The following is a 25,367-nucleotide window of genomic DNA, read 5'->3' on the forward strand; positions in this document are numbered from 1 at the left end:
AACGATAATTATCCTTTAATGCAAAAAAGGAGAAAATAAAATATAAGCCGAATTCTGTAAGCTAAAAGCTCTCTTATCATTTATCTTGGACTTTCATCACTGAAAGTCTCTAGCAATCTACCCATCGGCATCAGGCGAGCAACCTGTGCATTACTGCACCGACCTATTTGATTTTGCAACACGTGAGGTTTACCTAGCCAAACTTGTCACCAAATTTGCGGTGGGCTCTTACCCCACCTTTTCACCCTTACCCGAAGGCGGTAATTTTCTGTGGCACTTTCTGTGGATTTCTCCCCTTCCCGTTAGGAAGCACGTTGCTCTGTGTTGTTCGGACTTTCCTCTTTAAAAAGCGATAAGACTTTTATTTTCTCCGATGCAAATTTAAGGATTTATCAGCAATATCGGATTTAAAATTTTTCCTCTTATGAAAATACCTTCCTGTTGACTTTGTAAATTAATTAATTGAATATTACCAATTTGGTCAGTCATTCCACTATTAACCAACATTTGAGAAAAATCAATTTTGTTTTTCTCAATGCTTTCGCTAATTCTCTTTTCAACCCGTTTTGGCATTAAATTATAAGGAAATCTCAACTTTTCCTGTTCAATATTTTTACAAGTCAAATACAAAAATTGGGAATCATTATATACTTGAATAGTAAAATTTATCTTTGATTTTTTACCCAGCAACCCTTTGGTTTCAACGTATAAACCTTCCTTTTCAATACTTAAATTATCAATTTGAAGTTTACCTTTATTTAAATTAGTTAACATTGCCAACAAACTGGATTTACCGGTAAAAAACACCAACTGATTATCTATTAATCCATTTAAAGGTTTAAAATTTGCTTTTTCTCCCCCAACAGTAGAAATCCCTAAATTTCCTCGCAATTCAAAATCCCCCGTAACAGCTCTATTTTCAAATGAAAAACTTTTGGGTATAATACTAAATTTGTCATTTAGCCATTCAAATTGAGCACTCTTACGAGATATAATTTCCTGTTGAATCTTTGGTAACCAATTTTTTGCAGAAACCACAGCATTTAAATTATCCAAAATTCCTTTAGAAATAAACTCCTTTTTACTTTCAATGTATTTATCAATAATTGAACTTGCATTTACAGAAAAACCAGCAACTTTAATGCTAGGCTTTTGAAGCCAATCATAACTATAATCACATGTTTCAAAATAAATATCCGGCCCAACATTTGAGCTAATTGGAAAACTTACCTGTGCTTTGATAGTCCCCTGAAACCAACCTGCATTCATTCCTAAAACACTAGGCTTGGCTTTGAAGATTAATTGTAAATCTGAAATAAATATTTTGTCATTTCGGTATTCGATCTTTGGCGTATTATTCAATTGAATCAAAAAGGGATCATTTTCTTTTTGTTCAGCTAATATTTTACCTGGGACGAAGGCTAAACGACGTAAAAGCGAATCGTAGCTGTAGTGTATTCGAACTAACAAACGAGTGGGCTGTAATCCCAAGGTGCCATCAGTAAATGACATTTGCTTACCTTCTGGCTGATTAGGTTTGTGAACAGCACACGAACCTAAAAACAAAAAAAATCCCAGACCAATGAAAAACATTAATCTGGGAAAAATAATTCTTTTTTCCATTAGGTTAATAAACCTCCATTAACAGAAATAACTTGACCAGTAACATAAGAAGACAATTCAGAGCCTAAAAACAGACACACGTTTGCAACTTCTTTAGAATCTCCTCCTCTTTTCATCGGAATATTTTTCTTCCAATCCTCTACCGTAGCAGCGTCTAACTCTTCTGTCATCTCAGTTTCAATAAATCCTGGTGCAATTGCATTGCAACGAATATTTCTTGATCCAAGTTCTAAGGCAACAGATTTCGTAAAACCGATAATACCAGCCTTAGAGGCTGAATAGTTAGCTTGACCTGCATTTCCCTTAATACCAACAATAGAAGTCATATTAATAATAGAACCTGATTTAGCCTTCATCATTGGTTTAATACAGGCTTTAGTCAAATTAAAAACAGATTTCAAATTAACCTCGATAACTTCATCCCATTGTTCTTCACTCATTCGCATCAATAAACCATCTCTGGTAATACCCGCATTATTAATCAAAACATCAATTTGTCCAAAATCAGCCATCACCTGATTAATAAGTTCTTCTGCTTGATCAAATTTAGAAGCATCCGAACGGTAGCCTTTTGCCTTAACACCAAATGCCTCTAATTCTTTTTCCAATGCTTGTCCTTTTTCTACAGATGACAGATAGGTAAAAGCTACATTCGCCCCTGATTGAGCAAATGTGGTAGCAATTGACCTACCAATACCTCTTGACGCACCGGTCACTAAAACAACTTGATTTTCAACTAACTTCATCTTTAAACTTTTAATTTTCAAATTCAATATTTCCACTGCCCAATACCCACTACTTACTTTTCTTCTTTCTATTAAAACTCAACTGCTCCTGACCTTCTTCAAAATCAATATAAATACACTCTCCTTCTTTTAAAGCTCCCTTAAGAATTTCTTCTGCCAAAGGATCTTCTACATATTTTTGAATCGCTCTGTTTAAAGGTCTAGCACCAAATTGTGGATCATAGCCTTTTGCTGAAATTAAATCTTTTGCCTTTTCTGATAATTCTATTTCAAAACCCAAATTTAATAATCTATCTTTTAGCTTAAGCAACATAATATCAATGATTTTATGAAGGTGCTCCTTTTCTAAAGAATTGAAGACGATAATATCATCAAGGCGATTGATAAATTCTGGTGCAAAAGCCTTCTTCAAGGCACTTTGAATAGTGGATTTAGCATGTTCTTCCTGATTATCCAATCTAGATTTAGTTGAAAATCCAATTCCCGATCCAAAATCCTTCAAATCACGAGCTCCAATATTGGAAGTCATAATGATGATGGTATTTCTAAAATCAACTCGTCTCCCTAGTCCATCAGTTAAAATACCGTCGTCCAATACCTGAAGCAATAAATTGAATACATCGGGATGGGCTTTTTCAATTTCATCTAATAAAATAACCGCATACGGTTTTCTACGAACTTTTTCAGTCAATTGTCCACCTTCTTCATAGCCAACGTATCCTGGAGGCGCTCCCACTAAGCGAGATACTGAGAATTTCTCCATATACTCACTCATGTCAATTCTAACCAAAGCATCTTCTTTATCAAACAGATAAGTTGCTAAAACCTTGGCTAATTCTGTTTTTCCAACACCCGTAGGACCTAAAAAAATGAAACTTCCAATAGGTTTTTTAGGATCCTTTAAACCAACCCTGGTTCGTTGAATGGCCTTCACTAACTTTTTAATGGCATCATCCTGACCAATTACTTGTTTAGTCATTTCGGATTCCATGTTAAGTAGTTTCTCTCCTTCTTTTGTTGCCACACGTTTAACAGGAATACCTGTCATCTGCGCTATTACTTCGGCGACATGCTCATCATCTACTGTAAATCGTTTCTGTTTAGATTCTTCTTCCCACAATTGCTTTGCACGCTCTAATTCATCAATTAATTTCTTTTCTCGATCTCTTAATTGAGCAGCTTCTTCATATTTCTGAGATTTAACCACTTGGTTTTTCTCTTTTTTAACCAATTCTATTTGTGATTCTAAGGCAACAATATCTTCAGGTACAGAAATATTTGAAATATGTACCCTAGCACCAACTTCATCCAGCACATCAATCGCTTTATCAGGTAAAAAACGATCTGAAATATATCGATCAGATAATTTTACTGCGGCAACAATAGATTCATCAGTATAGTTTACATGATGATGCTCCTCGTATTTTTCTTTAATGTTATGTAAAATTTCAATCGTTTCATCAACGGAAGTTGCATCAACCATTACAGTTTGAAATCTTCTAGCCAATGCTCCATCTTTTTCGATATATTGGCGATACTCATCTAAAGTAGTTGCACCAATAACTTGAATATCACCACGTGCTAAAGAAGGTTTAAACATATTAGAAGCATCCAAACTACCTGATGCTCCCCCTGCACCTACAATGGTGTGTAATTCATCGATAAACAAAATAACATCAGTAGATTTCTCCAACTCATTCATTACCGCCTTCATGCGTTCTTCAAATTGTCCACGGTATTTAGTACCCGCAACCAAAGAGGCAATATCAAGGGTAACAACTCGTTTTCCAAACAAAACACGCGATACTTTTTTTTGAATAATTCGTAAGGCCAAACCTTCAGCAATTGCTGTTTTACCAACCCCTGGTTCTCCAATTAAAATAGGGTTGTTTTTCTTTCTACGAGATAAAATTTGGGCAACACGTTCAATTTCTTTTTCGCGTCCTACTATTGGATCTAATTTACCAGCTTCTGCTATTTTAGTTAAATCTCTACCAAAATTATCCAAAACTGGTGTTTTGCTTTTTTCTGCAGATTTTGTGCCTGTAGAACCGGCAGATGAACCCGACCCAGCCGAGTACATTCGGCTATCGTCCTCATTATCTTCCATATCCATTGATGCACTTGGTTTCTCAGATTTACTTGGATTTCCTCCTTGAAATTCAACCATTTCTTTAATCAAGTCGTAATAAACTTGATATTTTTCTAAAATCTGAGTAGCTACATTATCTTCATCACGCAAAATGGCCATTAACAAATGATCTGTTTCAACCAAATTGGTTTTAAAATATTTGGCCTCTAAATAGGTCAATCGTAATACTTTCTCCGCCTGTTTTGTTAAAGGGATATTTTGCAAACTTTTTGCTTCAGAACCTTTGCTAGTCAAAACTGTTGAGTTTTCAATATTTTGCTTTAATTGTTCTAAAGAAACTCCTGAACGTAATAGTAAATTAATACCAGGTCCTTCCCCATCTCGAATCATACCCAACATTAAATGTTCGGTACCAATATAATCGTGACCCAGACGAAGAGCTTCTTCTCTTGCGAAGGTAATAACATCTTTCACTTTATTGGAAAATTTCGCTTCCATAATAATATAATTTTAAAGCACAACAACAATGTTAGGCATTTTGTTCAATATTCAAACTCTTCAATATACTTAAACTATCTCGCCCCCTATTCATAACTAAATCGACTACTGACAAACTCTCAACAAATTCCATGCCAAAACATTGCTGATAGGAATAATCTGACACATTAATTTTTTGAACTTTCGGATGAATCAAATTATAATAAATAGAATCTTTAGATTCAAAGTCAGAAGAAAATTTAAACTGACAACTACTCCCCAAAAATTTAAATATTAATTCCAAAAGTTCAATATTTAAATCTACTAAAAATTTCTGTTTTTTTGAAAAAATATTCCATAAATAAGGTGCAAAATATTCATAATAAGCAGATTTTCCATAAGCTGCCTGAAATGCTCCTATATGCTGTTTTTGCCAATTTTGTGAATAATCAATTTGAATATCCTTTGTTAGGGTTTTGATTCCGTGCTGATGAACCTGAGGAATAATTAGGGTCAATTTTCCATTTGAAGTTAAAATTTCACATCGATTTCGAAAAGTTTGTTTTGGGAAATTTTCAAAAATTTCGAATATAATTTCTTCTTTTTGAAGTATCAACGAAATATATTCAATGGATGGTAAATAATGAAGTTCAATATGCATTCCCAAAAATAAAGTGGATATTTGTAAAATTATTAAATAATTTTCAAGGATGATAAATTTCATCAAATTACTGAGCAAATTACCTCTATTTGTACTTTATGGCATTTCGGATTTTTGCCATTTTATACTTTGTTATATTTTTCCTTATCGGAAAAAAGTTATTGATCAAAACCTGAAAAATTCCTTTCCTGAAAAATCAGAAAATGAACTAAATAAAATAAGAAATAGGTTTTATCTTTATTTCACTGATCTTTTTATTGAATTTGTCAAAGGATATTCAATGTCAAAGGAACAAATTCTCTCCAGAGTTAAAATCATTGGCGATGAAGAGGTTCAAAAAAGAATTAGTAATAAACAGCCCATTATTTTAGTAGCTGGGCACCAAGGTAATTGGGAATGGGCAATACATCGTTTAGCATTTACTAATTATACAAGCGACATTATTTACCAAAAATTGAATAACAAAAAATTTAATGATTTCACTTTACAACTTCGTACAAAATTTCCAGGAATTTTAATGATGGAAAAGCGGGAATCTATTCTTTTAACAAAGGATAGAAAGGATGTACCAAGGGCTGTTTGTTTATTATCAGATCAGGCTCCTCAAAAACCTGAAAGTGCCTATTGGACATCATTTATGAATCAAGACACTGCCTTTTTTACTGGGATGGAAAGATTCGCACGAGACTATAATTATCCTGTTTTTTACATAGAATTGGTTAAAATAAAACGAGGTCAATATGAAATGCGTTTTGAATTATTAGCCGATTTACCTCTTTCAAACATTTCAAATGGTGAAATAATTGAACGCTTTGCTAGACGATTAGAAAGATCTGTAAATGAATTTCCAGAACAATACCTTTGGTCACACAGAAGGTGGAAACACAAAAAGCCCGAACAATTAAAATTGAAATGGAATTAATAAAAACCAGAACAGTCACCTACTCCCTCTCGGATAACCTCAAAATCTTCATCAAGAATCTCAATGACTGAAGATGGCTGAAATCCGCCAATGCCACCATCTAATAAAATATCAATCTGGTGACCATATCTTTCTGTAATCAATTCAGGATTTGTAAAATATTCAATTTCAACACCATCAAATGGTAATGTAGTGGTTATCAAAGGCACTCCTAATTTTTCTACAATTTCAAGAATTGGATCATAAGCAGGTATTCTTACCCCAACAGTTTTTTTACCTTGTATTAAAATATTAGGAACCTCAGAACTTGCTGGAAGTATAAAAGTGTAAGGGCCTGGTAAATAATGTTTTAAAGTTTTAAAAGCAAAGTTGGAAACCTTTGCATATTGTGAAATATTACTAAGGTCTGGACATATAAAAGCAAATCGATTTTTATTGACCTTCACATTTTTTAATTCACAAATACGATTAACCCCAGAGACAGATTTAATAGAACAACCTACTGCATACATGGTGTCGGTGGGATAAATAATCACAGCATTTTTTTCTAGGGCTGAAACTATTTTCTGAATTACCTCATCTTTATTATTTTTTGGATAAATTTTAATGATTTCCATTTATTCAAAATAATTTGATTCCATATTTTCTTTTTCTTCTTCCCTTACCTGATCTATACTCGCATTAATTTCAAAACCAACGATTAAAATCAAAGCTATAAAATACAACCAAGCCATAAGCGCAATTAATGAACCAATAGATCCATAAACCTTATGGTAATTTGCAAAATTTACTAAATAATAGGAAAATATATTGGTAATTAAGATCGTTAAAATTGAAGCTGTGATAGATCCCACATTAAAAAATTTCCATCTTTTATGAATAGCCGGTGCGTAATAATAAATAATAGAAATTGTGAAAAAGAAAACCGAAAATGTAACAAAATATGTTATGGAAGTAACCAAATAATAATTGAAATTATAATTAATAAGGTCTTTCTGAGCTAGATATTTCACTAAAAAATTTCCAACAATAAAAACTAAGATTGCGACTAGCAAAACAAAGGTTAAAAGAAAATTTAGACCAACTGCAATAGCTCTTTCCTTCATCCATCCTCTATTTTCATTAGTTTTATAGGTCATATTGAAAGACTTAATCAAAGCCATAATTCCACTGGTACTTGCATAAAGTGCCAAAATAAAACCAAAAGAAAGTACTCCACCTCGTTTTTGTGTCACAATTTCTAAAACCAACGACGTCAAATCTTTACGTAAGTTGGGAGGAACCGTCGATTTTAAAAATCCAATGACCTTTTGATCAAAATGCTCTATGGGTAAATAAGGCAATAAAGAAAACAAAAAAATGATAGTAGGAAAAACAGCCAGAGTGAAATTATAGGCTACTGCAGCTGCGCGTACATCTATATCAATTAAAAATAGTTTACTGTACAAAATTCGTATTACTCTGAAAAAAACATAATGTTCTTCAAGTTCCTTCCAAAACAATTTCAATTCATGAAGTAATTTCTTTCTTTTCATTAAAATTTACTTTCAATTGCTGTTAATACATTCGCAGGAACACGAATAACTTTTTGTGTTTCCATTTGCATAAAGACAAGAGAAGTCTTTCCTTCATGGATTAATACACCCTCTTCGTTTTCAATTAAATAATTAAAAACAATTCGAACAGCAGGTAATTCCTTTATTTGACATTTGATCGTCAATAAATCATCATATTTTGCGGGTTGGTGATATTTGGAATAATTTTCAAATACAGGTAAGCCTACCCCAGAATCTTCAAGATCTTTGTAAGAAACCCCCAAACTTCTTAACATTTCTACACGACCAATTTCATATAAACGAGCATAGTTACCATAATACATATAACCCATTTTATCTGTATCGGCATAACATACCCTATATTTTAATTCAAATTGGAGCATTAGTTGATATTATTTTTATCCAAAGCCCTTTGATAATTAGCTGCATTCACCAAATGTTCTTCATAGGTTTTGGCAAATGAATGGTACCCAGAAAAATCTTCTTTAGCACAAAAATACAAATATTGATGTTTTTCTAAATGAAGTACTTTATCAATAACCTTAGGGTTCGGAATCGAAATTGGACCTGGAGGTAAGCCTATATTTTTATATGTATTGTATGGTGAATTTAATGCAGTATACTTACCAGTTACTCGTTTAATTGTAAAATCTTTCCAGGCAAAAACCACCGTAGGATCTGCTTGTAAAGGCATTGATTGTTGAAAACGATTCCAATATACTCCGGCAATCCGAGCTTGTTCATCACTTTTTTTACTCTCCCCTTCCACAATTGAAGCCAATGTAGCAACCTGAACAGGTGTCATACCTAATTTCTTAGATTCTTCTATTCTTGTACTATTCCAAAATTTTTTATTTTGTTTGTTCATTTTCTGCATAAATGAATCAAAATTGGATGTCCACAATACCTCATAGGTATCAGGTATAAATATTGCAGGAATAGTTTCTTTTGTAAACCCAAAAGAAGCCACATATTCACTTGAATCTAATCTTTTGTAAATATAAACTGAGTCAAATGGTAAAACTTTACCTAATTTTCCGGCTATGTCTTCCTTTAAGCGCCAGGTATTGACAACAACTTTAATAGCATCCTGACGACCATTTCTAATTTTTCGAATAAGCTCCCAATTGCTTGAGGTTTCATGAATCAAATACCTTCCCGGACGAACTTTTTCTTGTATTCCTAATACTTTTGATAGGAAACGAAAAGAAAGATTATCTCGTACTATATCATGTTTTTTTAAAGTATCTTCCAAAGTTTTAAAAGTAGCACCTTGAGGAATTAATAATTCAAAACTTTCACCTTTTTTAACGTTGAAATTGGGCGTTTTGAAAATTTGCCAAGCATAGTAAGAAAACATGGCAGATAGCAAGGCAAATACTAAAATTGCTATTTTTATTCTTTTATTGAACATTTTATAAATCTAATTTAATATTAAAACGAGTTCCTAAACCTTCCAAATCTTTTAAAACGGGGTCCAAAAGAGGAATACCTTCTATTTTTCGTTCAGCTTCTAAAATTCTTTCAGGATCTCCTGGTATTAAAACTTTCTGACCTTCAACTGCTTCTGCAGAACGGAATCTTTGAATCCATTTATCCATATCCGCTAAAAATTCCTCAATAGGCCTAAATCCATCAACGCGCATGGCACCTAAAAAATGACCTGTTCCGTTTCCTACAGAATCACCAGCCGACATAAATCCTGCGGTTGCAAAAGGTGGTACCCAAGGCCCAAAATTAGCTCCAGACAAAACTCCTGACAAAATATCTACAGCTGCTCCTAATCCATAACCTTTATGGGAACCATGTTCTCTATCTCCTCCAAGAGGCAATAAAGCTCCTCCATTTTTTATGGCAAATGCATCATTACAAGGCTTACCATCTTTGTCTTGCACCCAACCATCGGGCGTGTCCAATCCTTTTCTTTGTAATATTTCCAATTTCCCATAAGCTACCGCTGTAGAAGCAAAATCGGCAACAAAAGCGGGTTCTGTTAAAGCAGGAATAGAAATAGCGATTGGATTTGTGCCCAATAATTTCTCTTTTGAAAAAGTTGGAGTAACTAAAGGTGCTGCATGAGTCATTGCCCAACCGATCATATTCTCAGGTAAGGCTTTCATCGCATGGTACCCTGCAATTCCAAAATGGTTGGAATTTTGAACTGCTATCCATCCCGTACCTACCTTATGTGCCTTTTCCATAGCAATTTCCATTGCAAATGGTGCAACTACCAATCCTAGACCTTTATCTCCATCTATTGTGGCAGTAGATGGGGTTTGGTGTATTATTTTACATATTGGTTTAGGATTTAATCGCCCATTATCAAACAAACGAACATATCCTACTAATCTCGCAACCCCATGAGAATCAATACCTCTTAAATCGGCTGATACCAAAACTTCAGCAGCCAATAGAGCTTCCTGTTCTTTACAACCAATCGATTGGAATATTTGAACAACAAATTTCTTTAATTTGTTATGATCTACTTTCATATTAAAATCAAAGTACAAAGATAAAATAAAGAATCGGATAAAATTTAATCATTAATTTTCCGTTACATTTACAACATTATCTTCATCATAAATATGCAAACAATTCTAAATTTATTTACACAAACTTATTTTTATTGGCTTCTTTTTGGATTTTTCTTACTTGCTGTAATTATCCGGGATGTTTTCATTCAAAAATCACATACAATAACACATAATTTTCCAATTATAGGACATATACGGTATTGGATTGAAAAAATAGGTCCGGAATTACGACAATATATTGTAGCAAATAACAGGGAGGAATTACCATTTAATCGACAAGAACGTTCTTGGATTTATGCCTCTTCCAAAAATGAGAACAATTTACAAGGTTTTGGTAGTGATCAAGATTTTAATTCTCCAGGTTATATTTTTATTAAAAATGCTATGATGGGATTTAATCCTCCCAAAGACCACTTTTCAAAGAAAAATCCTGGAGTAATTCCTGCAGCAAAAGTCATGGGAACTTTTCACAATAGAAAAAGACCATACAGACCTCATTCAATTATAAATATCTCTGGAATGAGCTTTGGTTCATTGTCTGCAAAAGCTGTTGAATCATTGAATAAAGGTGCGCTTCAGGCTGGCTGTTATCACAATACAGGTGAAGGCTCTATTTCACCCTATCATACTTTTGGATCAGATATAGTTTTAAACATTGGTACTGCCTATTTTGGAGTAAGAGATATAGAGGGCAGCTTTTCAATGGAGAAATTGCTTGAAAAAGTTAATTCCTTACCTCAACTAAGAGCTATTGAGGTTAAATTATCTCAAGGAGCCAAACCAGGAAAAGGTGGAATGCTACCTGGATCTAAGGTAGATGCTGAAATTGCGGCAATTAGAGGAATTGAAATTGGGAAAGATGCTTTCTCCCCTGCTTTTCATAAGGAATTTAATACAATACCTGAAATGGTAGGGTTTATAGAAAAAATTGCAGATGCTACAGGATTACCCGTCGGCATAAAATCTGCTATAGGTAGATTAGAACAATGGGAAGAATTAGCAAAGTATATGAATAAAACAGGTAAAGGACCTGATTTTATAACTATAGATGGAGGAGAAGGTGGTACGGGAGCAGCTCCCCACGCATTTGCAGATCACGTTTCTATGCCCTTCACCTTTGCATTTGCCAAGGTGTATCAGATTTTTCAAAGAGAAGAATTAACTGATAAAATATTCTTTATTGCTTCAGGAAAATTAGGATTCCCAGAAAAAGCATTGATGGCTTTTGCAATGGGAGCCGATTCAATTAATATTGCACGTGAGGCAATGTTATCGATAGGTTGTATTCAGGCGCAAAAATGTCATACGAACCACTGCCCAACAGGAATCGCAACATCAAACAAATGGTTGCAATCTGGAATTGATATTACCTTAAAAAGTGAGCGTTTTTATCGATACCATTATACTTTGGTCAAAGAAATATCAGAAATCACCCATGCCATGGGTTATGAACACCCATGTGAAATTTCCATGGATGATTTAGAATTTTCAATGGGTGATAACAATAGAACCATTGCCATTTCAAAGGCATTAGGTTACCACAAAACAAAAATTGAATTTGATGGATTTGAAAAAATTATAAAATGTGATCATATTGGTGGCATTGGATCAAGAATTCATTTTTAAAGTTCCATAATTCCGTCAATTCAATTAATTTTGTGGGATGTTATCCATTTCAAATTTAAATTTCTACTTCGGTAGTCGCGCCTTATACGAGGGAGCCAATTTACACATCAAGCCTAAAAATAAAATTGGACTCATTGGAGCCAATGGAACAGGAAAATCGACTTTACTTAGACTAATTTCTGGCGAATATTCACCCGATGGTGGAAATATTTCTAAATCGGGAGATTGTACAATCGGTTTTCTAAATCAGGATTTACTTTCCTACCAAACAGATGAAAGTATCCTTCAGGTGGCTATGCAGGCCTTTGAAAGGCAATTGGAACTTCAAAAAAAGATAGATAAGGTTCTTCATAAAATGGAAACAAATTATGAAGATAAAGACGTTGATACCTTAGCAACTCTGCAAGAAGAATTTGAACATTTGGATGGATATACAATTCAATCTAAATCTGAAGAGATTTTGGAGGGTTTAGGTTTTTCAACAGATGACCTAAATAGACCCTTGAAACTATTTTCTGGAGGATGGCGAATGCGCGTAATGTTGGCAAAATTACTTTTACAAAAACCAGCTTTACTTTTACTAGATGAGCCAACCAACCACCTTGACTTACCTTCAATTGAATGGGTTGAAAAATACATTCAAAATTATGAAGGTGCTATTGTTGTTGTATCCCATGATAGGTATTTTTTAGATAGAACAATTGACCATATAGCTGAAGTTTCTGGAGCTAAAATTACACTTTACCCTGGCAATTATTCTTATTACATGGAGGAAAAAGCCCTTCGCAATGAAATTCAAAAAGGGGCATTTGAAAACCAACAGGCACAAATCAGACAAACAGAAAGATTTATAGAGCGCTTTAAGGCGAAAGCATCTAAATCAAGACAAGTTCAGTCAAGAGTAAAAGCATTAGACCGTTTAGAATTAATTGATGATGTAATTGATGAAAAAGCAAAGGTTAATTTCAAATTTAATTTTGGAACTCAGCCTGGTAGATTCATTTTATTTTTAGAACAAGTTTCTAAAGCTTATGGAGAAAAAGTAATTTTAAAAAATACCTCAGCTACTATCAATCGTGGTGATAAAATTGCTTTAATTGGTGCTAATGGTAAAGGTAAATCAACACTTTTGCGGATTATTTCGGGGACCGAAAAAATTGAAGGAGAAAGAAGAGCAGGCCATAACGTAATCGAGTCATTTTATGCACAGCATCAGCTTGAAAGCCTAAATGTGGATAATACCCTGTTAGATGAATTAAAAGAAACAGGTACTAACAAAACCGAAATGGAATTGAGAAGTATTTTAGGATGTTTCTTATTTTCTGGTGAAGAGGTATTTAAAAAGATTAAGGTACTTTCCGGAGGAGAAAAATCACGTGTAGCTCTTGCTAAAGTGTTAATTTCAGAAGCCAATTTCTTGTTGTTGGATGAACCCACCAACCACTTGGATATGCAATCGGTAAACATTCTTATACAGGCTCTTCAACAATATGAAGGAACATATATTGTTGTTTCACATGATCGATATTTTGTAGAGAATATTGCTAACAAGATTTGGTTCATCGAAGATCAAGAAATCAAGGAATACCCAGGTACTTTTGATGAATATGAAGAATGGCAAGCAACTAGAGAAAAATCAGATGAGAAGCCTATAATTGAAAAAGTTAAAGAAAAGAGTGAGCCAGTTAAAGTTGTAAAATCCTCTCCTACTAATGAAAAACTTATTCAACAATTAGAAGATAAAATTGTTAATCTTGAAACTCAAAAGGAAGATTTGCAACACCAAATGGCTGAATTAGCACAAAATTCTAAATTTGAAGAATTAAAACAACAGGAAATCCGTTTAAATGATATTAATTTAGAACTGACTAATTTAACGACGGAATGGGAAAGACTTCTTTCATAAAAATAATCATATTTGGCTTGTATTTGCTTTCATTTGGATCATTTGGACAAATACAATCCAAGTATTTTGAAAAATATCCAGGCATACATACCGTCTATCTAGCTCCCAATACTGAACGTTATTTAATTAAACAAAATCCTGTAATTCCGTTAGAAAATCAATCTGAATGGTTTATAAATTTTGATGATTTAGATTTAAAATATAAAAATTATTTCCTTCGAATTGTTCATTGTGATGCAAATTGGAAAGATTCTAATTTAAATGAAATTGAATATTTACAAGATTTTAATGATCAACCCATTCGTGATTTTAGAACTTCTTTAGGAACTAAGGTTCCATACAATCATTATACCGTTGAAATACCGAAAGGCAAGATTTCAGGGAATTATGTAGCCATATTATATGCCAATCGAAATACACGAGATACGGTATTTTCGATAAGATATTCCATAGTCGATCGTAAAACATCGATTTTTTCTAAAGTTAATTTTGCAAATCAAAATGAATATAGAAAAACACACCAATCCGTTTCATTAGGATTTAAATATCAAGATCAATTAATTATAAACGACGAAAGTAATTTGCATTTGACCTACAGAAGAGTAAATTCAAGTGAAAACCTTATCAAAAAACTTCCCACCCCTATTCATAATGCATCTGACAAAACTTTTTATTATCCTTTTTTCGGAACTGAAGGCCTAATTCCAGGCACTAATGAATATCGAATAATCGATTTACGAAGTGCTCAACAACGGTTAAGTTTTGTTTTTAGCTTAAACCAAGAGGGATCTATTACTTCCATAAGTACTTTTCCTGAAAGTCCGCAGGGAAATTATTCTTATACCCAAAAAAATGATATGAATGGGAATTATTTCATAGAGAATTATGAAAATCAATCTAATAATCTTTACGCAGATTATGTATACTGTGATTTTCAATTGAAAACTAAAGAAATCCTAGATAATAAAATTTACCTAAGTGGTGGATTTACCCAAATGGAAGACAAAAATAAAAATGAATTAGTCTTTGATGAATCTACTTCTATATATCGTATACAAAAGTTAGTGAAACAGGGAATTTACAATTATCAATTTACGGGTACTAAAGACGTATTTAATTATTTGGAAGGCAACTTCTCTCAAACAGAAAACGAGTACGAGGTTTTGATCTACTTCAAACAACCTGGTACTCGTTATGATGCTTTAATTGGTTTTCAGGAAATTAAATTTCCCTAAACATTAAATCTAAAGTGCATGATGTCACCGTCAATTACAACGTAATCCTTTCCTTCAACTGACATCTTACCAGCTTCTTTACAAGCTAATTCCGACTTATAGGTTTGATAATCGGCAAATTTAATTACTTCCGCACGAATAAATCCTCTTTCAAAATCTGTATGAATAACTCCAGCTGCCTGGGGTGCTTTCCACCCTTTCTGAATAGTCCATGCTCTTACCTCTTGTACTCCTGCAGTGAAATAAGTAATTAGATTTAATAAGGCATAGGAAGACTTAATTAATTTAGATAAACCTGATTCTTTTAAACCATACTCTTCTAAAAATATTTGACGTTCATCTAAATCTTCAATTTCAGCAATTTCAGCTTCAATAGCTGCACAAACTACGATAACTTCAGCATTTTCAATTGCTACATTTTCTCTCAATTGATCAACATATTGATTTCCACCCTCTGCCAATGCACTTTCATCCACATTAGCTACATAAATAACAGGCTTATCGGTTAAAAGAAATAAATCGCCAATTGCTGTTTTTCTTAAATCATCATCCATTTGGACTGAACGTGCTGAACGACCTGTTTCAAGTGCAGCTTTAAACTGTTGCAAAGCTGCAACTTCAGCTTTTGCTTTGGCATCTCCAGCTTTAGCTGCTCTTTCTGATTTAGCTATTTTTTTATCAACAGAATCTAAATCCTTCAATTGTAATTCCATATCAATAATCTCCTTATCGGAAACAGGATTTACTCGACCTTCAACATGGACAATATTTTCATCCTCAAAACAACGTACCACGTGAATAATTGCATCAACCTCACGAATATTAGCTAAGAATTTGTTACCTAAACCTGCACCGGTAGAAGCACCTTTTACTAAACCTGCAATATCTGTAAATTCAATAACAGTTGGTAAAATACGTTGAGGTTTAACAAACTCAGCTAAAACATCTAAACGCTCATCTGGCACTGTAACTACCCCAACATTTGGCTCGATAGTACAAAATGGATAATTAGCAGCTTCTGCTTTATTTGAAGAAATGGCTGAAAATAGAGTTGATTTTCCTACGTTCGGTAATCCGACGATCCCACAAGTTAATCCCATTGAAATATTTTTTAATTAAACTACAAAGATAATAAAAAAAGCCTCTGGTCTAACAGAGGCTTCATTTTATAATATTTAAGATTTTATTCCCATTTTAAATCGGAATTTGATCCATACTCCTCTTCATCTCTTGCAAATTGTGAGAAATCCACATCAGGCATTAATTCTGTTTTCACATGAGCTACAACATCTTGTAAACCCTCTACAAATTTGTCGAAATCTTCTTTATATAAAAACATTTTATGCTTTTCATAAACAAATCCATCTTCTTTCTGATGTCTTCTACTTTCTGTAATTGTGATGTAATAATCCTGAGAACGCGTCGATTTCACATCAAAAAAATAAGTTCTCTTTCCTGCTCTAATTCTCTTGGAATACAATTCCTCTCTGTCTCTTTCTTCCACTTTTAAACGATTTTAATTTATTTATATAACTCAAAGCTAATATTTTCTTCTTAGTTATTAAAATAATTCTCATGTAAATTTTAAAAAAAGCTCATCGTTAATCTTAAAATGATAAAATAAATTCTAAATAAAAAACAAAATTTATTTATCACATAATATTTCTATCTTGCAGGCATGAAGAAAAACTTCACCGTTTATTTTCTTTCAATCTTTCCAATATTATGCCTTTTATTTGCGTTACTTGAGCCCAATCAGGTTCGATCACAAAAATTAGGTGATGAGGATATTGGTATCGCCTCCTTTTATTCCAAAAGTTTTTACCATAAAAAAACTGCTAATAATGAATCATTAAAAAAAAAGGAGTTAACTGCCGCCCATAAATACCTCCCTTTTAATTGTTTAATCGAAGTAACCAATTTAAAAAATAAACGTTCAATTATTGTTCGAATCAACGACAGAGGTCCATATCGTAGAGGACGAATTGTTGATTTAACAGAAATAGGTGCCAAAAAATTAGGTTTAAAAAAAGAAGGTTTAACCCGTGTAAGAATCAAAATAGTGGGTTTTGAAAAAGAATTAATGTTGATACCTTACGACCACATCGTAATGGATAGCCCTCCAAAATTCTCTAGGAAATTTTACCAAAAAACTAAATTACGCTTTAAAAAGAAATATCGATTAAAGAAAAGGATTAGGCATAAAAAATACTTTTAACTTATCACTTATTTTCTTTTTTCATAATACTCCAAAAAAGGCTTAATATCTTCTACTCCAATTCTTTTAACAATTATATTCTTTTTGGCATCTAGTAAATAAATAACAGGTGTAGAATATACGTCAAAGGTTTTTAAAAAATCTGTATAATATTCTTCTTTCCCAGTAACTTGATTTTTGTGTATATCTATACCGTTATAAAAATCATTCGTTTTAAATTCTGCAATAAATTTTTTCCATTTATCTTTTTCCCGAACAATAGAAGCTGCTATTACAGAAACCCCTTTGGATTTTAAATAATCTTTTTGAGCAACTAATTTCGGAGTTTCTTGTCGACAATGACTACATTCTGGATCATACAAAAAAACCAAGGTGTATTTTCCAGGTAAATTATTAACCGTTACCAATTTTCCTTCTTGGTTAGTCAAATACATTTCTGGGAATTTTTTACCTATCAGTAGGGGTTTGATTATTTTAATGCGATCTCTTAATTGTCGAACCGTTGAGGTATCCCACAAAGCAGGTTCATTGATATAATATTTTTCAGCCATGTGCACAAATGCACCCTCGGTTCCAACAATTTTAGAATTTTCATACGTATTAGAAATTTTATAAATCACGTATTTCCTAATATCGGGTTGAGAAATTTTAGCTAACAAACGGTCGGCATCGTTGGCTATAGAATCTGCTTGTTGAACAACTAAATCTTCAAAATATTTATCTAATTTCTTTTGTAAAAATGGAGTACGCAACATTCGTTCATCATTTAAATCAATACGATCAAAATAATGTGATTTGTAATACGCGAATTGAAATCTATTATTATCTAGGGTATCTTTTTTAGTTAGTAAAATCTTTTTGTTACTTGGGACATCAACATCTAAAGAAGAACCTATAATTTTTGATACAAATAAATCTCGATTAGAAGCCAGCCAAGTTGTTTGGTAGTCTTTAACCTGTGTTCTAATTTTATCTAATGCTTGCTTATTATTTGCGAGAGTTCTATCTTTTTGAAGTGGTGCAAACAATTCATTCATTCTTTTTTGAAATCCAAAAAAAGCATCGTTCTCTTTAGAATTAACTATTTTCATGTTTCCAATCAAATCCAAAGTATCCGTAGAAAAACTAAAAAAAGGATCTCCAATAACAAAGTCTATAAGTTTATTCTTTGAAAAATTTACAAAGTATAAACCTTTAGGCAATTCGTCGGTTCCAGAAATGGTAAAATTTCCATTATCATCTACTTGTGCTGTATCTTTTATAACTTGTTGTGTAGAACCAAAATAATGCGAAAAATATAATTCAGATTTACCTAATCCTTTAATTTGACCTTTAATCTCAAACTTTAAGGAATTCGAAGTACCTTTGTCTTGGCCAAAAGCCAAATTCAAACTGCACAATAAACTAAATAATAAAACTACTTTTTTCATAGGCTAAAATTAACCTTTAAATATACATGTTTTTTGTCCTTTCTAAAATACTTGACCTTTTCCTATTGCCCATTTTTTGGATAATAATCAGTATAGTTATATTAAAATTTGTTAAATCGGAAAAAATCAGAAAATGTATAATTTGGGGACAATTGTTTTTTCTACTAATTCTCTCAAATGGTCGATTTACGCATTGGGTTTATAACTTATGGGAACCTCCCTATCAACCTTTTCCAAATCAAAAATATTCCTATGGTGTTGTGTTGACTGGTGGTATCATTTCTGATCTAGGGAAAAACAGTAATCTTATTCATTTTTCTTCCCATTCAGACCGTTTAATGCAGGCTGTGATCCTATATAAAAGAGGAATTATTGAACATATTTTAATTTCTGGAGGAAATGTGAGTATTCAAGGGGGATTAATTAAAGATAACACTAAGGAAACCGAAAAATCAATTGAATTTCTACGTTTGATTGGTATTCCTGATTCGTCTATCATTATGGAGAATCAATCGAGAAATACGCATGAAAATGCAGAATTCACCAAAAGGAAATTAACAGAATTAAATGCACAACAAGAAAAAATCTTATTGATTACATCAGCCTTTCACATGAAAAGATCATCTGCTTGTTTTACAAAAGCAGGTGTAGCTCATGATGTCTTTCCTGCTATAAAAGCAGGAAAGGATACCAATGCTGGTATCCTTAACGACTTTATTCCTGATGAGGAAAACTTATACAAAAACTCGCAATTAATACATGAAATAGTTGGATACGTCGTGTATAAACTAATGGACTATTGCTAAGTACTTAAAATTTCAACCATTCTGATTAAATCTTCAGAAACTGGTTTTTTCTTGGTAATAGTATCGTGGAAAGGTGTGTAAACCAATTGGTTATTAATTACACCAGCCATTACATTTTTCTCCCCTCTCAAAAGTCCTTCTAATGCACCCAAACCTAATCTAGAAGCTAAAATTCTATCATAGGCAGTAGGCATACCACCACGTTGAATATGTCCTAAAGTAGTAACACGAATATCTACTTCAGCTTTCATCATTCCTTTGATTTTTTGGGCAACTTTTTGTGCATTACCTTCTTCATCTCCTTCTGCAACTACAACAATTGAAGAAGATTTAGCTTTCGCAAAACCTTTTTCTAAGGTATTAACAATTTCACTCACAGGAGTTAAATTTTCAGGAATCATCACCGCCTCAGCTCCACCTGCAATCCCACATTGAATTGCGATATAACCAGAGTCTCTTCCCATTACTTCTATAAAAAATACACGATCATGTGAGTCAGCTGTATCTCTAATCTTATCAATTGCATCTAATGCAGTATTTACGGCAGTATCAAAACCGATAGTATAATCAGTACCGTACAAATCGTTATCAATAGTTCCAGGAGCACCTACAGCAGGAATTTTGAATTCATTGTAGAAAATTTCAGCACCCGTAAAAGTACCATTTCCTCCAATGCCTATTAAGCCTTCAATTCCTCTAGCCTTCAATTGCTCATAAGCTTTCTTACGACCTTCAGCAGTCATAAATTCTTTCGAACGAGCAGATTTCAATATTGTTCCTCCTCTTTGGATGATATTACTTACTGATTGTGAGTTTAATGGAATGATATCTCCATTAATCATACCATTATAACCTCTAACAATTCCATATACCTCAACACCATGATGGGCAGCACCACGTACAATTGCACGAATACAAGAATTCATTCCTGGGGCATCTCCTCCTGATGTATAAACAGCTATTTTCTTCATCAAATTTAATTTTCTTAAGCTAAAAGGACCAAATAAAACTTACTTTGGTCTAAATTTATATTAATCTACAAATTTAAGTGTAAAAATGGCTTTTAAAACTTATTAGCTCATTTTTTTTATATTTCAATATAAATTTATTCATAATCATTAACTTGCAGGATTAAGAAAGAATTAAATATGAAAAAAGAATCCGCTAAAAAGTTTTTGTACGAATATTTGAACAATGCATCTCCTACTGGTTTTGAAGAATCTGGACAAAAAATCTGGTTAGATTATTTAAAACCCTACCTTGATGAAACAATTGTAGATGTCTATGGTACTGCCGTAGCCGTTATAAATCCAGGTAAACCCTACAAAGTAGTTATTGAAGCACATGCCGATGAAATCTCTTGGTTTGTAAATTATATTGACGAAAATGGTTATCTATTTTTACGTAGAAATGGAGGATCAGATGCATTAATTGCTCCATCTATGAGAGCAAACATTCATACGAAAGACAAAGTAATTAAAGGAATATTTGGATGGCCGGCTATACATGTAAGAGATACGACGAAAGACAAAACTCCCTCCGTTTCAGAAATATTCATTGATTGTGGTGCAGCTAATAAAAAGGAAGTAGAAGAAATGGGAATCCATGTGGGAACTGTTGTTACTTTCGAAGATGGTTTAATGGAATTGAACAACAAATATTTAGTTGGAAGAGCTTTAGACAACCGAATCGGTGGTTATATGATTGCCGAAGTGGCTCGCAGAATCAAAGAAAATGAGATTGAACTTCCATTTACCCTTTATGTAGTTAATGCAGTTCAAGAAGAAATAGGTTTACGAGGTGCGGAAATGATTGTTCGTCGATTAAAACCGGATGTAGCAATTATTACAGACGTAACTCACGACACGCAATCGCCTATGTATAATAAAAAAACACAAGGTGATATGGCATGTGGTAAGGGCCCAGTCATTTGTTATGGTCCGGCTGTTCAAAACAAAATACGAGATTTTATCATTGATACAGCAACGGAAAAAAATATTGAATTTCAACGCCAAGCAGTTTCTCGTTCTACTGGAACTGATACAGATTCATTTGCCTATGCGACAGAAGGTGTAGCTTCTGGATTAATCAGTTTACCTTTGAAATACATGCATACAACTGTTGAAACAATTGCTATTTCAGATATGGAGGCAGTAATTGATTTAATTTTTGAATGTCTATTGAAGCTGAAGGGAAATGAAGATTGGAGATATTTTTCTTAAAGAAAAAGGGGCGAAAGCCCCTTTTTTTATTTAATATATCGTGTGAAAAATTCATACGTACGAAGCATCTGATCTATTCTTTGTCGATTGTTTCCTGAACGTGTAATTTCATGCGAAGCTCCAGGGTGACGAACATATTCAACTTCTCGATTCAAAATTTTCAAACTTTTATACAACATTTCACTTTGAATTACACCTGTTCGTAAATCATTTTCACCATGAAATATAATTAATGGAGTTTTAATATTTTGAACATAGGAATAAGGTGATTCGCGATCCAAAATAGTTTTAGTTGCTTTCTCCCAAGGATATCCTCCAAAATAATTAGGAACCAAACGCCATGCATTCCCCTCCCCCATAAATGTTGTCAATTCATACACACCTCTTTGAGCACAAGCTACTTTGAATTTATTGGTATGTCCAACCATATAAGACACCAAATATCCTGCATAGGATCCTCCTGTCACTGCTAAACGACTTGTATCCGCCCAGCCTTGTTTAATCGTTAAATTAAGGGCTTGCATCACATCATCCATAGGTCCTTTACCCCAATCGTTCACGTTGGCAGCCATAAAAGGTGTACCATATCCACCAGAACCACGTGGATTCGAATAGACTATTCCATACCCTTTAGCTGCAAAATACTGAAACTCATGCCACATACTTAATTCACCCGTTCCCCACATTGCAGTAGGTCCACCATGAATTTCAAGTAATAATGGATATTTATTTCCAGTAACATAATTAATTGGTTTCATCACCCAATAATCTATTTCCATTCCTTTAGAATTTTTAAAGGTATATTTCTCAGGTTTTGAAATGTTTTTTGTTTTCAACCAATCCGTATTCAAATTAGAAATCTGATTTTCATTAATTCCATCAAATAAATAAACTTCAGAAGGATCAGAAATTTTAGTTTTATTATATACAAACTGATTTTCAATTTCATCAAATCCTAAAATCCCTTCTGATATATCAGATTTAATATTAGTGAGAATGGCAGAATTTAAATTATAAGCTACTAAAGGTACACCCCCATGATCTTGAATGGTAAAGAATAATTTAGATCCTTCTTCATTGAATTGAATTTGAGTAAGCACACGATCCACTGGTATATTTTTTTCAGGTAAATCTTTTTCTAAATCGCAAACCACATAAACTCCATTTTGAACTTGTCCAATTTTGCTTTGAGAATAAACCAATTGCTTTTCATTTGGAGAAATTAAAACATTACTATACCTGATTCCTTCCTTAGATTTTAAAACTGTTATTTTTTGACTTAAAATATCAAATTCAATCACTTCAGTTTCTTGAGTTTTGTCGGGATGAATCAATTTATTAACAGCTCTAATCACATAAATTTTGGTTGAAGATTTATTTATTTGAAAATCTAACCAATTTTCAAAAATTGGACTCACTAAACTAGCTTCTTGATTTTTCTCTAAATCAATTTTAAACAATTGATTAATTCTGATATCAGAATTAGTTGTTGTTTCATCTTGGAAATTTAACTTGTTAAAAACTTTAGCTTTTTTATCAATTTCATTTAATTGTAAATAAGCCCTTATTTCATCTATTGATCCATTTGGATTCTTTTTAAGCTTATTATTTTGTAAAAATTGATTACTATTTATTCCTGCCTTTTCAAGATTTAAAGCAGGTAAAAGTTTCATTGGATTTAATAATGAGTCATTCACTAACTTTTGTAAAGAAAATGAAGCTAAAAAATAGATTGATTTACCATTCTTTGTCCATTCATAAGCAGCAGGAGCAATATTTGAATTACCAATTGCGAATGGCTCTCCTCCCATTCGATCTAAAAGATACAATTGGGTTTTTCCTGCCTCCGTGCGAATAAACGAAATATATTTTCCGTCTGGACTAAACGTTGCTGAACTTACATTTTTTCTACTATCGGTTAATGCTTTTGTAGTTTTATCCTTAATAGAATACAACATTAATTGATTGGTATTGTCAAATTCATTTGCATTTTCTTTATTCACAATTGTTCCATTTTGTTGGTATAAAACAAATTGTTTGTCTGGAGAAAATTGTGGATTCGTCCCCGTTTTAATTTGTAATAAATCAGTAACTAAAATGTTTTCCTTTTGAGAATAAATCAAAAATGAATCTACCAAGAAGACAAAAAATAGGAATAGTTTTTTCATAAGTTTAATTTGTGATAAAAAAAAAGTCCCAAAAACTTGGGACTTTAATTTACAATAAATTTAAAAATATTAAATCATTTTTAATATTTCTTCTCCGATTGCATCAGTTCCTAAAATCATATCTTTAGGTGTATTTGCATCAGCAATATCTTTGGTACGGAATCCTTTTTTCAATACTTGATCAACTGCGTTAATAACTGCATTAGACTCTTCCTTTAATCCGAATGAAATATCTAACAATAAAGCAGCAGATAATACCGAAGCCATTGGATTAGCTAAGCCCATACCCGTAATGTCATGAGCAGAACCATGAATTGGCTCATAAACTCCTGTTCCATCACCAATTGAAGCTGATGCTAACATTCCCATAGATCCTGCAATTTGAGATGCCTCATCTGTTAAAATGTCGCCAAATAAATTTGCAGTAACCACTACATCAAATCGCTTAGGGTCTTTTATTAAAATCATTGCAGTTGCATCTACAAATTGGTATTCAACTTCTACATCTAGATATTCCAAAGCCAACTTTTGAATTTCTTCTCTCCATAAACGTGAAGATTCCAATACATTTGCCTTATCTACCGAAACTAATTTTTTGTTTCTTGTACGAGCAGCTTCGAAAGCCTTGCGACCAATACGTTGTACCTCATAACGAGAATATTCAGCAACATCATAAGCTGTATCTCCATTATTTTTTCTTCCTTTCTCACCGAAATAGATATCACCCGTTAATTCACGGAAGAATAAAATATCAGAACCTTTTAAGATTTCAGGCTTAATAGAAGATGCACTTAATAACTCATCAAATAATTTGATAGGGCGTAAATTTGCATATAATCCTAACTCCTTACGCATTTTTAATAAACCTTGCTCAGGACGAACCTTAGCTGTAGGGTCATTGTCGTATTTCGGGTGTCCTACTGCACCAAACAAAACGGCATCAGAGTTTTTCATTTTCTCTAATGTTTCATCAGGAAGTGGATTTCCGGTTGCTTCAATAGCCACATGACCAATTAAAGCTTCATCATACGTAAATTCATGATTATATTTCGCAGCAATTCTGTCTAAAACTTTTTTACCTACTGCTGTAACTTCTTGCCCAATACCGTCCCCAGGCACTACTAATATGTGTTTTTTTGCCATTT

At 32.9% G+C, this 25,367-nt stretch carries 21 protein-coding genes, 1 other RNA gene and 1 pseudogene; 7 read left to right on the plus strand and 16 right to left on the minus strand.

The genetic code is table 11. The annotated features are described in order from the left end of the window. Nucleotides 1-27: 27 nt before the first annotated feature. From rnpB to EOJ36_RS01960, 5 genes are all read right to left on the minus strand, one after another. Nucleotides 28-369: RNase P RNA component class A (gene rnpB, locus EOJ36_RS01940), an RNA gene on the minus strand. A gap of 12 nt (nucleotides 370-381) precedes the next feature. Then, the gene (locus EOJ36_RS01945; RefSeq protein WP_127802333.1) at nucleotides 382-1,623 is read right to left on the minus strand and encodes a hypothetical protein; all 1,242 of its coding nucleotides are present in this window, start codon (nucleotides 1,621-1,623) and stop codon (nucleotides 382-384) included. Next, nucleotides 1,623-2,369, minus strand: coding sequence for a 3-oxoacyl-[acyl-carrier-protein] reductase (gene fabG / locus EOJ36_RS01950; protein WP_127802334.1), 747 nt, complete (start codon nucleotides 2,367-2,369; stop codon nucleotides 1,623-1,625). Before fabG ends, EOJ36_RS01945 begins: the two co-directional genes overlap by 1 nt. Nucleotides 2,370-2,418: 49 nt before the next feature. After that, nucleotides 2,419-4,959, minus strand: a complete 2,541-nt coding sequence (locus EOJ36_RS01955) for an ATP-dependent Clp protease ATP-binding subunit (RefSeq protein ID WP_127802335.1) — start codon at nucleotides 4,957-4,959, stop codon at nucleotides 2,419-2,421. A 31-nt stretch (nucleotides 4,960-4,990) separates the two neighbouring features. Further along, a complete protein-coding gene (locus tag EOJ36_RS01960) occupies nucleotides 4,991-5,662 on the minus strand; it encodes a WbqC family protein (protein WP_127802336.1) in 672 nt (223 codons plus the stop codon). Here EOJ36_RS01960 and EOJ36_RS01965 point away from each other — a divergent pair. After that, nucleotides 5,649-6,521, plus strand: coding sequence for a lysophospholipid acyltransferase family protein (locus EOJ36_RS01965; protein ID WP_127802337.1), 873 nt, complete (start codon nucleotides 5,649-5,651; stop codon nucleotides 6,519-6,521). The two genes, EOJ36_RS01960 and EOJ36_RS01965, sit on opposite strands and share 14 nt — an antisense overlap. Here EOJ36_RS01965 and EOJ36_RS01970 read toward each other — a convergent pair. Genes EOJ36_RS01970 through EOJ36_RS01990 form a run of 5 tightly spaced genes read right to left on the minus strand, consistent with a single transcriptional unit; the run spans nucleotide 6,518 to nucleotide 10,569 of the window. Continuing rightward, a complete protein-coding gene (locus tag EOJ36_RS01970) occupies nucleotides 6,518-7,138 on the minus strand; it encodes an L-threonylcarbamoyladenylate synthase (protein WP_127802338.1) in 621 nt (206 codons plus the stop codon). The two genes, EOJ36_RS01965 and EOJ36_RS01970, sit on opposite strands and share 4 nt — an antisense overlap. Next, complete coding sequence (locus EOJ36_RS01975) at nucleotides 7,139-8,056, minus strand: YihY/virulence factor BrkB family protein (protein ID WP_127802339.1); 918 nt, start codon at nucleotides 8,054-8,056, stop codon at nucleotides 7,139-7,141. Beyond that, nucleotides 8,056-8,460, minus strand: coding sequence for an acyl-CoA thioesterase (locus EOJ36_RS01980; RefSeq protein ID WP_127802340.1), 405 nt, complete (start codon nucleotides 8,458-8,460; stop codon nucleotides 8,056-8,058). Before EOJ36_RS01980 ends, EOJ36_RS01975 begins: the two co-directional genes overlap by 1 nt. Further along, entirely contained in the window at nucleotides 8,460-9,491 is a 1,032-nt protein-coding gene (gene mltG / locus EOJ36_RS01985; RefSeq protein ID WP_127802341.1) for an endolytic transglycosylase MltG, read from the minus strand. Before mltG ends, EOJ36_RS01980 begins: the two co-directional genes overlap by 1 nt. A gap of 1 nt (nucleotide 9,492) precedes the next feature. After that, complete coding sequence (locus EOJ36_RS01990) at nucleotides 9,493-10,569, minus strand: Ldh family oxidoreductase (protein WP_127802342.1); 1,077 nt, start codon at nucleotides 10,567-10,569, stop codon at nucleotides 9,493-9,495. Nucleotides 10,570-10,662: 93 nt separating this feature from the next. Here EOJ36_RS01990 and EOJ36_RS01995 point away from each other — a divergent pair, with 93 nt between their 5' ends. From EOJ36_RS01995 to EOJ36_RS02005, 3 genes and pseudogenes are all read left to right on the plus strand, one after another. After that, a complete protein-coding gene (locus tag EOJ36_RS01995; RefSeq protein WP_127802343.1) occupies nucleotides 10,663-12,237 on the plus strand; it encodes an FMN-binding glutamate synthase family protein in 1,575 nt (524 codons plus the stop codon). Between the two features lie 37 nt (nucleotides 12,238-12,274). Further along, nucleotides 12,275-13,868, plus strand: a pseudogene (locus EOJ36_RS02000) (ABC-F family ATP-binding cassette domain-containing protein); the annotation flags it as partial. A 253-nt stretch (nucleotides 13,869-14,121) separates the two neighbouring features. Continuing rightward, nucleotides 14,122-15,378: a type IX secretion system plug protein gene (locus EOJ36_RS02005; RefSeq protein WP_127802345.1), complete on the plus strand. Its 1,257-nt coding sequence runs from the start codon at nucleotides 14,122-14,124 to the stop codon at nucleotides 15,376-15,378. On the opposite strand, the gene ychF is transcribed toward EOJ36_RS02005, so the two are convergent. Both ychF and EOJ36_RS02015 read right to left on the minus strand, forming a co-directional pair. Continuing rightward, nucleotides 15,375-16,478: a redox-regulated ATPase YchF gene (ychF, locus tag EOJ36_RS02010; RefSeq protein ID WP_127802346.1), complete on the minus strand. Its 1,104-nt coding sequence runs from the start codon at nucleotides 16,476-16,478 to the stop codon at nucleotides 15,375-15,377. The two genes, EOJ36_RS02005 and ychF, sit on opposite strands and share 4 nt — an antisense overlap. Before the next feature lie 83 nt (nucleotides 16,479-16,561). After that, complete coding sequence (locus tag EOJ36_RS02015; protein WP_127802347.1) at nucleotides 16,562-16,882, minus strand: DUF3276 family protein; 321 nt, start codon at nucleotides 16,880-16,882, stop codon at nucleotides 16,562-16,564. A 174-nt stretch (nucleotides 16,883-17,056) separates the two neighbouring features. Between EOJ36_RS02015 and EOJ36_RS02020 the strand changes: the two genes are divergently transcribed. Further along, nucleotides 17,057-17,596: a septal ring lytic transglycosylase RlpA family protein gene (locus EOJ36_RS02020; protein WP_127802348.1), complete on the plus strand. Its 540-nt coding sequence runs from the start codon at nucleotides 17,057-17,059 to the stop codon at nucleotides 17,594-17,596. Nucleotides 17,597-17,604: 8 nt separating this feature from the next. Here the strand turns inward: EOJ36_RS02020 and EOJ36_RS02025 are convergent, their stop codons facing one another. Then, the gene (locus EOJ36_RS02025; protein ID WP_127802349.1) at nucleotides 17,605-19,026 is read right to left on the minus strand and encodes a TlpA family protein disulfide reductase; all 1,422 of its coding nucleotides are present in this window, start codon (nucleotides 19,024-19,026) and stop codon (nucleotides 17,605-17,607) included. A gap of 152 nt (nucleotides 19,027-19,178) precedes the next feature. Here EOJ36_RS02025 and EOJ36_RS02030 point away from each other — a divergent pair, with 152 nt between their 5' ends. Then, complete coding sequence (locus EOJ36_RS02030; protein ID WP_164847809.1) at nucleotides 19,179-19,832, plus strand: YdcF family protein; 654 nt, start codon at nucleotides 19,179-19,181, stop codon at nucleotides 19,830-19,832. On the opposite strand, the gene pfkA is transcribed toward EOJ36_RS02030, so the two are convergent. Beyond that, a complete protein-coding gene (gene pfkA, locus EOJ36_RS02035; RefSeq protein WP_127802351.1) occupies nucleotides 19,829-20,803 on the minus strand; it encodes a 6-phosphofructokinase in 975 nt (324 codons plus the stop codon). The two genes, EOJ36_RS02030 and pfkA, sit on opposite strands and share 4 nt — an antisense overlap. A gap of 177 nt (nucleotides 20,804-20,980) precedes the next feature. On the opposite strand from pfkA, the gene EOJ36_RS02040 reads away from it, so the two are divergent. Next, complete coding sequence (locus EOJ36_RS02040; protein WP_127802352.1) at nucleotides 20,981-22,054, plus strand: M42 family metallopeptidase; 1,074 nt, start codon at nucleotides 20,981-20,983, stop codon at nucleotides 22,052-22,054. 26 nt (nucleotides 22,055-22,080) lie between these two features. Here the strand turns inward: EOJ36_RS02040 and EOJ36_RS02045 are convergent, their stop codons facing one another. Both EOJ36_RS02045 and leuB read right to left on the minus strand, forming a co-directional pair. Beyond that, nucleotides 22,081-24,222 carry a S9 family peptidase gene (locus EOJ36_RS02045; RefSeq protein WP_127802353.1) on the minus strand — a complete coding sequence of 714 codons (2,142 nt, stop codon included), beginning with the start codon at nucleotides 24,220-24,222 and terminating at the stop codon, nucleotides 22,081-22,083. A gap of 69 nt (nucleotides 24,223-24,291) precedes the next feature. Beyond that, nucleotides 24,292-25,365, minus strand: a complete 1,074-nt coding sequence (gene leuB / locus EOJ36_RS02050; RefSeq protein WP_127802354.1) for a 3-isopropylmalate dehydrogenase — start codon at nucleotides 25,363-25,365, stop codon at nucleotides 24,292-24,294. Nucleotides 25,366-25,367: the final 2 nt, after the last annotated feature.

The organism is Sandaracinomonas limnophila, from assembly GCF_004005965.1.
GTDB classification, from domain to species: domain Bacteria; phylum Bacteroidota; class Bacteroidia; order Cytophagales; family Spirosomataceae; genus Sandaracinomonas; species Sandaracinomonas limnophila.